The organism is Arsukibacterium tuosuense, from assembly GCF_900215315.1.
Classification (GTDB): domain Bacteria; phylum Pseudomonadota; class Gammaproteobacteria; order Enterobacterales; family Alteromonadaceae; genus Alishewanella; species Alishewanella tuosuense.
Genome location: NZ_OBEB01000001.1, coordinates 156,621 through 170,658, shown reverse-complemented (window position 1 = coordinate 170,658; position 14,038 = coordinate 156,621). Strand labels below are relative to the sequence as shown.

At 46.1% G+C, this 14,038-nt stretch carries 9 protein-coding genes; 6 read left to right on the top strand and 3 right to left on the bottom strand.

Annotated elements, in window-relative coordinates; genetic code table 11:
• Positions 1-230: 230 nt before the first annotated feature.
• The 4 genes from CRO03_RS00735 (at position 231) to CRO03_RS00720 (ending at position 8,053) form a co-directional block, all read left to right on the top strand.
• Positions 231-5,057, top strand: coding sequence for an NAD-glutamate dehydrogenase (locus CRO03_RS00735; RefSeq protein ID WP_097109673.1), 4,827 nt, complete (start codon positions 231-233; stop codon positions 5,055-5,057).
• A 75-nt stretch (positions 5,058-5,132) separates the two neighbouring features.
• Positions 5,133-6,143 carry a quinone-dependent dihydroorotate dehydrogenase gene (gene pyrD / locus CRO03_RS00730; protein ID WP_097109672.1) on the top strand — a complete coding sequence of 337 codons (1,011 nt, stop codon included), beginning with the start codon at positions 5,133-5,135 and terminating at the stop codon, positions 6,141-6,143.
• Between the two features lie 118 nt (positions 6,144-6,261).
• Positions 6,262-6,780 carry a cell division protein ZapC domain-containing protein gene (locus tag CRO03_RS00725; protein WP_097109671.1) on the top strand — a complete coding sequence of 173 codons (519 nt, stop codon included), beginning with the start codon at positions 6,262-6,264 and terminating at the stop codon, positions 6,778-6,780.
• Between the two features lie 58 nt (positions 6,781-6,838).
• Positions 6,839-8,053 carry a class I SAM-dependent methyltransferase gene (locus CRO03_RS00720; protein ID WP_245861369.1) on the top strand — a complete coding sequence of 405 codons (1,215 nt, stop codon included), beginning with the start codon at positions 6,839-6,841 and terminating at the stop codon, positions 8,051-8,053.
• 9 nt (positions 8,054-8,062) lie between these two features.
• Here CRO03_RS00720 and CRO03_RS00715 read toward each other — a convergent pair whose 3' ends face one another.
• From CRO03_RS00715 to CRO03_RS00705, 3 genes are all read right to left on the bottom strand, one after another.
• Positions 8,063-9,043: an extracellular catalytic domain type 2 short-chain-length polyhydroxyalkanoate depolymerase gene (locus tag CRO03_RS00715; RefSeq protein WP_097109669.1), complete on the bottom strand. Its 981-nt coding sequence runs from the start codon at positions 9,041-9,043 to the stop codon at positions 8,063-8,065.
• A 95-nt stretch (positions 9,044-9,138) separates the two neighbouring features.
• A complete protein-coding gene (locus CRO03_RS00710; RefSeq protein ID WP_097109668.1) occupies positions 9,139-10,434 on the bottom strand; it encodes an alkaline phosphatase family protein in 1,296 nt (431 codons plus the stop codon).
• A 145-nt stretch (positions 10,435-10,579) separates the two neighbouring features.
• The gene (locus CRO03_RS00705; protein ID WP_097109667.1) at positions 10,580-11,431 is read right to left on the bottom strand and encodes a type 2 periplasmic-binding domain-containing protein; all 852 of its coding nucleotides are present in this window, start codon (positions 11,429-11,431) and stop codon (positions 10,580-10,582) included.
• A gap of 169 nt (positions 11,432-11,600) precedes the next feature.
• Between CRO03_RS00705 and CRO03_RS00700 the strand changes: the two genes are divergently transcribed.
• Complete coding sequence (locus CRO03_RS00700; protein WP_097109666.1) at positions 11,601-12,845, top strand: Nramp family divalent metal transporter; 1,245 nt, start codon at positions 11,601-11,603, stop codon at positions 12,843-12,845.
• A gap of 99 nt (positions 12,846-12,944) precedes the next feature.
• Positions 12,945-14,000 (top strand): GGDEF domain-containing protein, encoded by a 1,056-nt coding sequence (locus CRO03_RS00695; protein WP_097109665.1) that lies wholly within the window; start codon positions 12,945-12,947, stop codon positions 13,998-14,000.
• Positions 14,001-14,038: the final 38 nt, after the last annotated feature.

Below are 14,038 nucleotides of genomic sequence, written 5' to 3'. Positions count from 1 at the left end.
AAAAATTTATTTTTGCATGTTTAAACACGAAAATGGCCGAAAGGCCATTTTCTATTTAAGCGAACTGAATAAGTTGTCAAAAGCCTTAGAAACCACTGGTTTAACCAGCATAAAAGCCAGAAATAGTGCTTCAAAAGCGCTACAATAGTCACTACACTGCGCAGCAGACAAGACCTTGTATGTTAGGTAGATCCAGCTGTTAAAGCTGTGCTCTGAAAAAGGATACAATAATGGCACTGATAGACGGTCATCCCTCTGTACTACTACAAAACGTAAGCAAACTGATAACTCAAAAAGTAAAAGATCAGCCTAAGCTGGTTGAAAAGTTTGCTTATACCCTATATGGCAATATGTCGAACGAAGATTTAGTTGGCCGCAATGACAGCGATTTGTATGGCGCAGCCTTAAGTTTATGGCAAACATTTAATCAACATGCAGAGCCACAAGCACGTATCCGGGTTTATAATCCTGATATCTCCCGTCATGGCTGGGAGTCGAAACACACTATCGTTGAAATAGTTGTGCAGGATATGCCATTTTTAGTCGATTCTGTGCGTATGGCATTAAGCCGGCATGGGATTGCTGCTCATTTATTATTACATTATCCATTACAAACCCAACGTGATAAAACTGGTCATATTACTGACTTTTTTAAACTGGGGAGTAAAAGCAGTTCAAGCACTCAGCAAACCGTTTTTCATATTGAAATCGATCGGATATCCGATGAAACCACTATTCAGGCGTTAAAGACTGAACTGCATTCGGTAATGGAAGATGTGTCACTGGCAGTGCAGGACTGGCAGCCAACCCGCCAAAAACTGCTTGATGTTATTAAGACCTTTGCGAAACAAAGTGGTAAAGCTGCAGCTGATGAAGTTAAAGAGACAACCGACTTTTTAAATTGGCTGGTAAAAGACAACTTTACGCTGCTGGGTTACCGTGAATATAAGATAACGCCGGTGAAAGGGGATTACAAAATAGCCGGCGTTGATGCCAGTTCCTTAGGGTTAATGCGCCGGTCTGAGGCTCGCGACCTACTGTTGTCAGAATTACCCGATTCGGGCCGTAAACAGGCATTAAGTCCGACGGTACTGGTGTTGACCAAAACCAATAATAAATCGCGGGTTCATCGTCCAGCTTACATTGACTATGTGGGTGTAAAACAATTTGATAAAGACGGTAAGGTTATTGGTGAACATCGGTTCATAGGCTTATATTCTTCATCACTCTACAATAACAGTGCTGCAGATATTCCTTTGCTTAAAAGCAAACTTGCCAAGGTAATGGCAATGTCAGAGTTTGCTACCGGTACTCATGCGTATAAGGCGTTGTTAAATATCCTTGAAACTTATCCGCGGGATGAGCTGATCCAGGCCAGTGCCGATGAATTGTTATATGTAGCAATGGGCGTGCTGCAAATGCAGGAACGGGATATGACCCGTTTATTTATGCGCAAAGACGCCTTTGGTCGTTTTGTTACGGCGATGGTGTATGTGCCCCGCGAACGCTACAACACTCAGCTGCGCAAAGAAACCCAGGCTATCTTACAACGAGCGCTGGGCACCGATGAGCCGGTAGAATTTACTACCTATTTTTCAGAATCTGTGTTGGCCCGTACTCATTATCTGGTACGGATCACTGATAGCCATGTCGAGTATAAAGTGAAAGATATTGAACGCAATCTGGTTGAGGCAGCCCGTACCTGGGAAGACAAATTAGAGACAGCATTAACCGGCGTATACGGTGAAGCCAGGGGCCGGGAATTAGGCCGCAAGTATGTAAATAGTTTCCCTCGTGCCTATAAAGAAGAAATGCTGCCAAGCGATGCGTTGGTAGATATCGGTAAACTGGAGGCATTAAACAACGACAATAAGTTGGAGATGCTGTTTTACCGACCGCAGGAAGAGAGTAAAGACAGCAAAGCGGTGCGTTTGAACCTGTTTCATAAAGACCACCCAATCCATCTGTCAGATGTATTACCAATGCTGGAAAACTTTGGTTTGCGGGTTATTGGTGAAACACCCTACGCGGTAAAATCTCCGGAAGGCTCAGTCAGCTGGATCTTAAACTTCTCTATGGAATTGAACGGGGAAGTACCACTTGATTTCGCTGAAGCGCAACAAAGCTTTCAGTTGTCTTTTGCTAAAGTGTGGGCAGGTCAGCTGGAAGATGACGGTTTTAACCGGTTAATTTTAGGTGCCGGCTTAAGTGGTCGTCAGGCGTCAATCATCCGGGCCTACGCTAAATATAAACGACAGATTGGTGGCACATTCAGCCAGACTTATGTTGAAAGTACCTTTACCCGTTATCCGGAGCTGGCCGGTTTATTGGTTCAGCTGTTTGATAAAAAATTTGCACCATCATCTAAAGCCACTGCCAAGGCAATTGAGAAATTGGAAGAGCAAATTAATTCTCAGCTTGAAAATGTCGCAAACCTGGACGATGACCGGATTATCCGCCGCTTTGTTTATATGATTAACGCAACGCTGCGGACCAACTACTACCAGCCAGCGGCAGATGGCACCGACAAGACATATATATCGTTTAAAATTAAGCCTGACTTAATTCCGGATATTCCGCTGCCATTGCCGATGTATGAAATTTTCGTTTACTCTCCACGGGTAGAAGGGGTACATCTGCGCTTTGGTAAAGTCGCACGCGGTGGATTGCGCTGGTCTGATCGACGTGAAGATTTCCGCACCGAAGTATTAGGTCTGGTAAAAGCCCAGCAGGTAAAAAATACCGTTATCGTTCCATCAGGCGCTAAAGGTGGTTTTGTTTGTAAAAAGCTACCGGAAACCGGTGGTCGTGATGCTTTTATTGCTGAAGGTAAAGCCTGCTACCGTACCTTTATTCGTGGTTTGCTCGACATTACCGACAACATTATTCAGGGCAATATAGTGCCGCCTAAAAATGTTACCCGGCTGGATGAAGACGACCCTTATCTGGTTGTGGCAGCAGATAAAGGTACCGCGACCTTTTCAGATATCTCCAACGGTATTTCTGAAGAGTATAGCTTTTGGCTGGGTGATGCCTTTGCTTCAGGCGGTTCTAATGGTTACGACCACAAGAAAATGGGTATTACCGCCCGTGGCGGCTGGGAAGCGGTTAAACGGCATTTCCGGGAGACGGGTATCGACTGTCAGACCACAGATTTTACCTGTGTAGGTATTGGCGATATGGCGGGTGATGTATTCGGCAATGGTATGTTGCTATCCAAACATATCCGCTTGCAGGTGGCATTTAACCATATGCATATTTTTATTGACCCAACACCAGATGCAGCCAGCAGTTATGTAGAACGGGAGCGGCTATTTAACCTGGCGACATCTACCTGGGAAGATTATGACAAATCTTTAATCTCTGAAGGCGGCGGCATTTTTGCCCGCAGTGCTAAATCGATAAAGTTATCGGCGCAAATGAAAGAGATGCTGGGCACCACCAAAGCCAGCATGACTCCGAATGAGCTGATCCGTGAATGTCTGATGATGCCGGTTGACCTGATATGGAACGGCGGTATCGGTACCTATGTCAAAGCTACGTCAGAAAGTCATGCAGAAGTAGGAGATCGCGGTTCAGAGCCATTGCGGATTAACGGTAAAGATTTAAAAGCCAAGATATTTGGTGAAGGTGGCAACCTTGGCGCAACCCAACGGGGCCGGATTGAGTTCGCCGCTAATGGTGGCCGGATCAATACAGACTTTGTTGATAACGTAGGTGGTGTGACTTGCTCAGATAATGAAGTCAATATCAAAATTTTACTGAATGCTTTGGTTCAAAGCGGTGATTTAACCCTGAAACAACGGAATAAATTACTGAATGATATGACAGATGATGTGGCAGCGCTGGTTTTAAAAGAATGTTACCGTCAGACCCAGAGTATAACGCTGTCATCTTTGCTGGGATCTGAGCAAATTAAAGAGTACACCCGGTTTATTCATGCACTGGAAAAGGACGGCAAACTTAATCGCGAGCTTGAGTTTTTACCAACAGATGATGAGCTGGCTGAACGCATGGTAAAAGGCATTGGCTTGACCCGGCCTGAGCTCGCAATTTTAACTGCTTACGGCAAAATGGTGTTAAAAGAGCGGTTGGTACTGCCTGAGATTTATGAGAATTCGTACTTTAAACGCCAGCTATTTACTGCCTTCCCGGAGCTGTTACAAAATCAGTATGCCAAAGAGATGGAAACGCATCCTCTTAAAGCAGAAATTATTGCCACTAAGTTAGCTAATATGCTGGTTAACGAAATGGGACCAAACTTTGCGCAGCGGATGTTAGAAGAGACCGGTGCCAATATTGGTGAAGTAGCCATGTGCTATGCCATTGCCCGCGATTTATTTGATTTGTCTTCAGTCTGGAAGCAATTGGAACAACTGGATAATAAAATTTCAGCCTCATTGCAAAATCGCCTGTTGTTCCAGTTAAGGCGGACAATGCGCCGGGCGACCCGCTGGTTTATCCGTCATCGCAATAAAACAATGGATATTCAGCAAACGGTTGATTTCTTTAAACCTGCTTACCAGGCTATTTCCCGTGACCTTGCCAGCTATCTGGCTGAAGCAGAATTAGCGCAATTACGGGAAAACGAGCAGGGTTTAATTGAGAAAGATATTCCGGCAGACATCGCCCGTTATTTAACTCAGTTAAGTACCGTGTTCTCAGTAATGGATATCGCTCAGGTTAGTGATAACCAGACTACTTCGCTGGCGCTGGTTGCAGAAATATACTTTAAACTGGGCGACCGGCTTGATTTACACTGGTTCCTGGAGCAGATTACCCAACAACCGGTGGCTAATCATTGGCAGGCGCTGGCCCGTGCTTCCTACCGGGAAGAGCTGGACTGGCAACAACGCTCGCTGACTGCAGTGGTCGTAAAAACCTGCGGCAAAGCCTGTGCTGCAGATGAAGTGATAGAAGGCTGGCTGGCCCAGCATCAGATCCTGGTTGAGCGCTGGCGCTTGATGCTGGCTGAGTTTAAAACAACCAAGAGCCATGAGTTTGCCAAGTTCTCGGTGGCAATGCGTGAGCTGATGTTGTTAAGCCAGTCAGTTTAATGCTGAAATAAGCCAGGACAATGGTTACAATACCCCGGTCAATACCGGGGTATTTTTTTATTATCGAAGGCGACTATGTTTTATTCTATAGCTAAAAATCTGATGTTTACCTGTGATGCAGAGCGTGCCCATAACCTGGCACTGGGCAGTCTGAAACGACTGGCTCACACTCCCGCCTCGATACTTTGGCGCCAGCAAGTCGCGGCTAAACCGGTCACGGTTGCCGGTATACGGTTTGAAAACCCATTAGGTCTTGCCGCTGGCCTGGATAAAAATGCTGATTGTATAGATGCTTTTGGTCAGATGGGTTTTGGTTTTATCGAAGTGGGTACAGTGACCCCCCGGCCGCAAGAGGGTAATGACAAGCCGCGGATTTTTCGGTTGCCGCAAGCTGAAGCGATTATTAACCGGATGGGTTTTAATAATAAGGGCGTGGATTATCTGGTACATAACGTTAAAAATTCCAGTTATAAAGGCGTGCTTGGTATAAACATCGGAAAAAATAAAGATACCAGCAATGAGCGTGGCAAGGATGATTATGTCAGCTGTATGCGTAAGGTTTATCCTCATGCCAGCTATATCACTGTTAATATTTCCTCTCCAAATACCCCCGGCTTACGGGATCTGCAGTTTGGTGATGCGTTGCTTGATCTGTTGCAAACGGTAAAAAATGAGCAGCTCGATCTTCAGGCGCAGTACGACAAATATGTGCCGGTGTTTGTGAAGATTGCCCCCGATATGGATAACCTGGCGGTTTGTCAGGTTGCAGAAACCTTATTAAAAAGCAAAATGGATGGTGCTATTGCTACAAATACCACCTTAGACAGGTCTTTGGTACAGGGCATGACCCATGCTGATGAAGCCGGCGGGCTAAGTGGTTTGCCGGTGCAACAAAAAAGCACGGACATTATTAGCCAGCTACGCCAGGCAGTCGGACCGGAGCTACCGATTATCGGAGTAGGGGGTATTAATGATAATGCCTCTGCCCAGGCTAAACTGACTGCGGGAGCTAATTTATTGCAAGTGTATACTGGCTTTATTTATCACGGCCCAGCGTTAGTAAAGACGATCATTGATGGCTTATAAGGATCAATTGGCGATCCGGTTTTTTTATAAAAAAATAGTCTTTAACACGCTGATCAGCATGCTATAGTGATAAAAAACTATAAGATAATTCAATAACTTGTTTGCAAAGGATTTGACCATGTTAACGCCGTCTGAGCGCTGGAGCTGGACATACTGTCAACAACGCGACCGTTTGCTGCTGGATATCAGCGAGCAGGCGCAGTTTTGTTCTAATTTGACATGCCGACAGTTGGCGGTATTGCCTGAGCAGCAACGGTTTGCAATAGTTGAAGCTGAATTGTTCTGGCATTACATGGACAGTTTACAACCGCTAGCGCTAAGCCATGCGCAAACACTGGAATTATGTTTACATGCATTAAGTTGTCAGTATTTGCAATTGCAGGCACATAAGAGCTGGTATTTTCCTGAGCAGGTTACTGCCCGGGTAAAGCATGGCGATTTAGTCAGCATTGTTGGTGCTGATGGTCGGGTTGCAGCCCTGGTTGTAGCAGAAGATGCCGACTGCGTTAGCTGTTTAATGCTTGATGATGTACAAACTCTGGCGGGTAAAACCATTAAACGGGCGACTGTAGTGCGGTTGTTGCGCAACCGGGTTAGTCCGTTAAATCAGCCAACAATGTTAGCGCGTAGTGCCTGAAAGCCGGCGACAGTGTTATCATTAGCCACTGTCGCTAATGTTAATTCAGGAGCAGGGCTTGACTGCATCTCTTCCAACACCCTTTGACAACTCAGTAATAAGCAACAATTCAGAGCTGCAACGGTTTTTTGCGTTGTTACAACAGGCTATGGCAGAAAATTGTTTGCAACGCCTGCTATTAAGTAAATATCAGGGAAGCCAGCGCGATTTGCAACGCTTAGAAATACGTCCGGTTGAGATTAAATCTGAACTGCTATGGCGCTTTGTCTGGCAATACCAAACCAATCATCAAACCCGGAATTATCCGTTTACCGAAGCACTTAGCTTACTGACTGAACTACTGCCCGGCCAATTTAAAGCGGCACAGTTATCAACAACGACCAGTGACGCGCAGCTGACGATAAGTAAAAAGGGTAAGGCTCTGATTAATATTAAGAAAAATACAGTTAAGCAACAAGCTGATACCAGCCATAATCGGCAGAAACAGCGTTTTGTAGAGCAAAGCAGGCCATTTCTGAGCGCACTTGGCGTGACAGATCAGCAGGGGCAGGTTATCCCTGCTATGTCCAATAAGTGGAAACAAATCAATAAGTTCATCGAAGTGTTGCAAGGGGCGGTGAAAGAAAGTGGCTTGTTGCAGGCACAACAGTTGCACGTAGCAGATTTTGGCTCCGGTAAGGCTTATCTGACTTTTGCCATGCACGATTACTTCTGCCATAGCTTGGGCTTAGATGCGCAAATAACCGGCGTCGAACTGCGCCAGAATCTGGTTGATTTATGTAATAAAGCCGCGGCTGGTCTTAACCTGGCTGGATTGCACTTTGAGCAAGGTGACGTCAAGCATTTTAAGGCTCGCGGTATTAATGTCATGGTAGCGTTGCATGCGTGTGATGTTGCTACCGACTACGCCATAAATATGGGGATCCGCACCGGCGCTGAGATCATTATGTGCTCGCCTTGTTGTCACAAGGAAATCAGGCCACAAATTCGCCTGCCTGAGGTAATGGCGCCCATGTTAATTCATGGCATTCATCTGGGTCAGGAAGCAGAAATGGTTACTGACAGTTTACGGGCCCTGCTGCTAGAGGCGCATGGTTATCAGACCAAGGTGTTTGAATTTATTTCACTTGAGCACACCAGCAAAAATAAAATGATTCTGGCTACCAAACGTAAAAAAAAGACGGATAACAGTGCAGTTTTACGACAAATTGCAGCAATTAAAGATTTTTATGGTATCAAGCAGCAGTGTCTGGAACAGCTGCTGCTTGCATAGCACCTAAGGTCAGTTATCTGCGGTTGTTAGCTGCTTAGCCATTAGCATTACGGCTTGTAATTGTGGTGCCTGACGACTGATATACTGCTCGCCAGTATAGCCCCACCAATCCCAGCAGCCATGCGGATTGAACGCGCTGGGCGCCGCTTGGGGATAAAGGATTACCAAATCATTGCTGTCAGCGTAGTGGTTTAAGCCAGTGTGTCTAAGATAAGCATCGTCTACTGCAGCCACGTGCTGCTTGCAGCCATGAAAGCTGATATGCAACCGGCAGGGGTGCCCCGCTGCGCAACGCTGAGGTACATATGCATATCCTGTTGTTGCAAGCTGACTAGCTGCCTGAGATTGCGTTAGCTGCCATAAGTTACCGGTGGTGGTATCCACTTTAGGTTCAAGCTCCCCTAACAGATGGCTTAACAGTTCCCCGGCGGCGTCATAGTTACAGTTAGCAATAAAAGGCGGTGCTGATACATCACAGGCGGTGCCCTGGCTGTTATCTGTTGGGAAATGGTGTGCAAACTCCTGGTCAGCAACAAACCTCAGGTTTTCGGGTGCCAGCCATTGCTGGTACTGGCTGACTAATGCTTTACCAACATTCGGATGGACGGTCGTATCCTGTGTACCGTGCAGGATCCAGACTTTATCATCCTTAAGGTTTTGTTTGCCTGGTAACAACCGGGCCTGTTCCAGTTGATTCAGATACTGGTTAATAGCAGTTAAATCCGGCTTGGCATCCGGTTTACCCATACAATGGGCAAAAGCAATCGCCAGACTGTTTTGGGCACAATAAAGCGGGCCCCCTGCAATAATTGCGGCGCCATTTACTTGTTCAGAAAATGCCAGATGAAATTGCACCGCCATATACCCACCCGACGACAGGCCGGACACGGTCATGTCTCCGGTCAACTGCAATGCAGGGTTGGCGGCAACTGCCGGTGCACCTGCCAGTAAGCTGACGACAATGGCTTTTTTAACTACGTTATTATTCATAATGTGTACCCACGTTAAAGCCTGTATATTTTCACCATGACACAGACAGCATCATGCAACAATAACGCTTTAGTATTGGTTAAGCCTTATTATTGTTACTGACTAATTTGTTGCTTTTTTAGTTGTAGTAATTGTCTGGTCCATTTGAGGTCACCATCATTTGCAGCCGGGGTGATATCTAAAATTTCGCACATTAAATTATATAACTCAATGTTGGCAAAGGACGGTATGGTCTTACCTTTCGCAAAGGCGGGGCCATGACCAATGAATATTGCCTGCATTTCAGCGGCGATGTTATCGTAACCATGGCTGCCGGCCACTGATTGCTGGTCAGCTCTTGCTTGCCAGCGTTGATACTGGCTCTGCTGCATCAAACGCCAGCCTGGATTTGGGATTATTAATAATGGGGCAACCCGTTTGCTTTGCTTATAATGCCAGCGGTCCGGCAAATCCTGTTTGCGATAAACTTTAGCACTGGCAGGTAAACCAGCACTCAGCTGCTGATAAATGTTTTCTAACTCGCCCGCCTTGGGAAATATCGAAACAATTTCCGGCGTCCATAAGGTTAATACCGCTTTGTTTGCGTCAAATAAACTATCGACAACAATGACCTGTTCGGGAGGAACTTCAGCCATGCCATGGTCTGAAACCAGCATTAAATTAACCTTATTATATAAATTTTGTTGTTTCAGTCCGTTAATCAGCTGGCCTATAGCCTGATCTACTTCGGCCACAGCTGATTTTACCTGTTCTGAGTTCGGCCCATAGCGATGACCTGCATCATCAATAGTGCTGAAATAAAGAGTAAGAAATGCCGGCCGCTCAGCTTTTGGTAGCGCCAGCCATTGCAGAACAGATCGTACCCGTTCGCTATTAGTAATGTTGCCATCATAGGTCTGCCAATAGCTGGGCCGGACGCCTTTTATATCGGCCTCTGAACCAGGATAAAAATAGGTACCGGTTTTTATGCCCTGAAGTTCAGCCGTTACCCAGATCGGTTCGCCAAGCCACCAGCGACTATCCGTAACCTCTTCTGGCTTACTCATCCTGAAAATTGCATCAAAATCAGCATCATAAATATTATTTTCAATAATTCCATGGTTGCCGGGGTATAAACCGGTAACGATACTGTAGTGATTCGGAAAGGTTTTTGTCGGAAATGCTGGCTGCATAGACGCTGCGACAACACCCTCTTTCATCAACTGTTCAATGTGTGGTGCAGGGTATTCCCCCAGATACTGTTGGCTGAACCCGTCAAGAGAAATAAGAATGATAGTGGGCTCAACTGCGCCAGAATGGCGATTTTCACCGGTCGTACTACAGGCGCTTACTGCCAGTAACGGCAGCGTAACCAGCAAGCATTTTAAAATAATATAAATGAGATTCTTCATTACAGGCTCTTTAGTTTAACATCGTGTTGTATCGCAAAGGGTAACCCAATCATATGATATACATATTAAAAGTAGATTGACGCGTTTAAAATTGCGGTTAACGGAGATTGCCGGCACAGCGCGTCAATTAAGGGAGTGAGCCACATCAGAACCCCAGAGGATAAGCCAGATATTCAATATATCTTTCGCGGTTCAGGGTCGTTGGCAAAACCTGCCATAAATTTTCAGCATTAGCCGGATGTTGCTGATAAAACTCTTCACTTAACATCAGGTAGCCTACTGAAAAATAAACCGGCGGTTGCAGTATTTTTAACGGCAGAGTATCAATTTCCTGCCGGTTACCGGCTAAGCCGTTTATTTGACAGGTTATGGTAGTAGCGTCAACCCGGCCTGAAACGACCAGCTCCAGCGCCTGTTCAGGCGAATGCGCACCCACCAGCACCGCGTGTTCCGGCAAGGGTATTGGCCTGTAACCATAGGGCCTGGCAATAGTTAATTTTGCACTGCTATCAGCCATCTTGATTTGCAGGTTATTATCAAAGCGATGTGTCAGACAAAGGGCATTGGTATTGATTGCTTTGCTTGGATCTGGTTTACCAAGTTCATCACGTGGATAAACCGTGTAATGTTCGCGCTCGGGGCTATAAGCTGCAACCAGAGCATCAACCTTGTTGTCTGCCAGTTGCTGCAAACAACGTAACCAGGGCATCCTGACCAGTGATAAAGAGATACCTACCGCGGCTGTTGCCCGTTGCAAATGCTCAATAGCTGCACCCGGTGCCACAGGCACCTCGGTACTGTTTCCAGCATAATAAGGCAACAGTTGTTTGTCTTCATAACAAAAGCGAAGTGTAACCTGTTCTTTGCTGTTACCCGGGACAGGCTCTGCCTTTACTGCTATCAATGTTGTACTCAGAACAGCGCCAATCAGGCCGGCAACAATGTTTCTTTGCCTGTTTTTACGTAAAATAACAACCTCTGCATTTTTGCGACACAACGGTATTTCCGATGCAGTATAACGGTTATAAACGTAAAGTGTAGCCAGCTGATATAGCTGCGCTGAAAAGTACGATGGACGGCGATAGACATCGTTTAGACATTACCGCTACACTTCATCCGCATTATCACTCGTATAATAAAAATTTTAAGAAAATAAAGTGCTGCTTATGAAAACCAGAACACCGCTGTTTACCTTTGGGCCTGCCACTTTGGTTACCGCTGCATTTATTGGCCCTGGCACCGTTATCAGTGCCTCGCTGGCGGGTGCAAACTATGGTTATGCGTTACTTTGGGCGCTACTGTTTTCGGTGTTTGCCACCATGATATTGCAGGAAATGGCAGCCCGGCTTGGCATCGTTACCGGTCAGGGCCTTGGTGAAAACATCCGGCACTTTTTCAAAAAACCATGGCTGAAGTATCCACTGATGCTGTTGATCATTTCTGCAATAGTAATGGGCAACAGCGCATATCAGGGAGGTAACATCAGTGGTGCCAGCATGGGCGCGGATGCGCTTTGGCAACATAGCTGGCCTGTTGCTGAACTGCGCAACCAGGGGCTGACAAATCCCTGGGCACTACTGATAGGCCTGGTTGCTATTACCATATTATGGCAGCGAAATTACACCTTAATAGAGCGTTGTCTTATCGGCCTGGTTTTGCTGATGAGTCTGGCTTTTCTGCTAACGTTATTTTTAAGTAAGCCTGATTATCCGGCGATGCTCAGCGGTTTATTAAGGCCCAGTCTACCTGATGGTGCCGTGCTGTCAGTCATTGCCCTGGTTGGCACTACCGTGGTGCCTTACTCGCTTTTTCTGCATGCAGCTGCCAGTGCCGGTAAATGGCACGGCTCGGATTTGGACAAAAAGCGGCAGCTGGCGTTATCTGATGCCGACATTCGTACTGCTATTCCACTGGGTGGCTTAATTTCTATCGCGATTTTATCTACTGCCGCTGCAACGTTCTTTGGACGTGAACAAAGCCTTACCAACGCGATCGATTTAGCTCAGTCGCTGCAACCATTGGCAGGGGATGCGGCTGTCTGGTTAATGGCGGGCGGATTATTGGCTGCGGGGGTAAGTTCTGCGATAACCGCGCCTTTAGCCGCGGCCTATGCACTTAATGGTTTAATTCCTTTGTCTAAAGCGCAGTTCAGAGCCTGTTGGTTAATAATTATTTTAATTGGGGTTTGTTTATCCTCAGCCGGTATTAAACCGATGGCCGTTATCTGGTTTGCTCAGGTTGCTAATGGTATTTTATTACCGATAATCAGCTTAACATTATTGTTGGCTGTCAATTCATCAATAATGGCAGAGTACCGCAATACTTTCCGCCAGAATATCGTTGCTACAGCCGTATGGTTACTGACACTGTTATTAAGTGGTCGTAGTTTATATCTGGCGGTAATTGCCTGACAGGCTTAAATAAACAGAGTCTGCTACTTTAAAATGGTGCATTGTTAGATGTCAGTGTATCGATTAACATACTTTGGTAATCACTTAGCAGGGGCTTAGGTGTTAAAACACTTTATAACCAATAACCACCAGTTTAAACCCGCTGATCCTGAATACCGGCAGGTTTATCTGATTAACGGCATGCTACTTGGCATGGTGGTCGTCTTTACTTTTTTCTTCTTTGTTAACCTGGCTTTTTTTGCTTTATACAGTGTGGCCTTACTCGATTTCATTGGCGCCGCCCTGGCAGCGACACTACTGCGCCGTTTTCAGTTATCCAATAATGTCCGGCAGGGGGCAAATCACACTGTGATGCTGCTTGGCGGGTTTTTACTTGGCTATCTCTACTTTGCGGCTCCTCACTTTTACTCATTATACTGGCAGTGTATTTTTCCACCTCTGGCTTTTTTCCTGTTGGGACGACGGCGTGGACTGATTGCTACCGGCTTATTTCTGGGTTTCCTCATATTACTGCTTGTCTGGCGATCCGCATCCTGGCCGGTAGATAGTTTCACCATTGAATCTCTGCTCAATGTCGCACTGGCGTCGATATGTCTGGTACTGTTAGTGCATTACTACGAGGTAAGCCGTAATGATGTCTTGCGGGCGCTGGCAACGCAACACCGCCAGTTGCAGCGCTTGTCTGTCACTGACACCCTTACCGGTTTATATAATCGCAGCAAACTGGATGATATTCTCAGTCAGGAGATTGCCCGCTCGATTCGACATCAAAGCCCTTTTAGCGTCATCCTGGCCGACTTAGATTTTTTCAAATCAGTTAACGATAATTTTGGCCATATGGCAGGTGATCAGGTTCTCATGTCCTTTGCAGGTATTATGTCACAACACTGCCGTGAGCTTGACGTCCCCGGTCGCTGGGGAGGTGAGGAGTTTTTAATTATATGTCCGCATACTGATATTACCGGTGCAAAATTATTAGCTGAGCGGATCAGAGTAGCGGTTGCTGAATATGACTTTGTGCATGGTAAACAACTGACTGTAAGTCTTGGCGTGGCGAGTTTTATTCGTGATGATGATGCTAATACTATTCTTAAGCGGGCGGACGATGCCCTGTATCGGGCTAAAGGAAAAGGCCGGAACAGGGTTGAGATGTAACACTATTTCGCCGGCAACATACGATACGCGTTACCATT

Excerpts from the sequence above, each read along its gene's own strand:
- CRO03_RS00735 (WP_097109673.1), top strand. The coding sequence starts at position 231 with ATGGCACTGATAGACGGTCATCCCTCTGTACTACTACAAAACGTAAGC.
- pyrD (WP_097109672.1), top strand. The coding sequence starts at position 5,133 with ATGTTTTATTCTATAGCTAAAAATCTGATGTTTACCTGTGATGCAGAG.
- CRO03_RS00725 (WP_097109671.1), top strand. The coding sequence starts at position 6,262 with ATGTTAACGCCGTCTGAGCGCTGGAGCTGGACATACTGTCAACAACGC.
- CRO03_RS00715 (WP_097109669.1), bottom strand. The coding sequence starts at position 9,043 with ATGAATAATAACGTAGTTAAAAAAGCCATTGTCGTCAGCTTACTGGCA.
- CRO03_RS00710 (WP_097109668.1), bottom strand. The coding sequence starts at position 10,434 with ATGAAGAATCTCATTTATATTATTTTAAAATGCTTGCTGGTTACGCTG.
- CRO03_RS00700 (WP_097109666.1), top strand. The coding sequence starts at position 11,601 with ATGAAAACCAGAACACCGCTGTTTACCTTTGGGCCTGCCACTTTGGTT.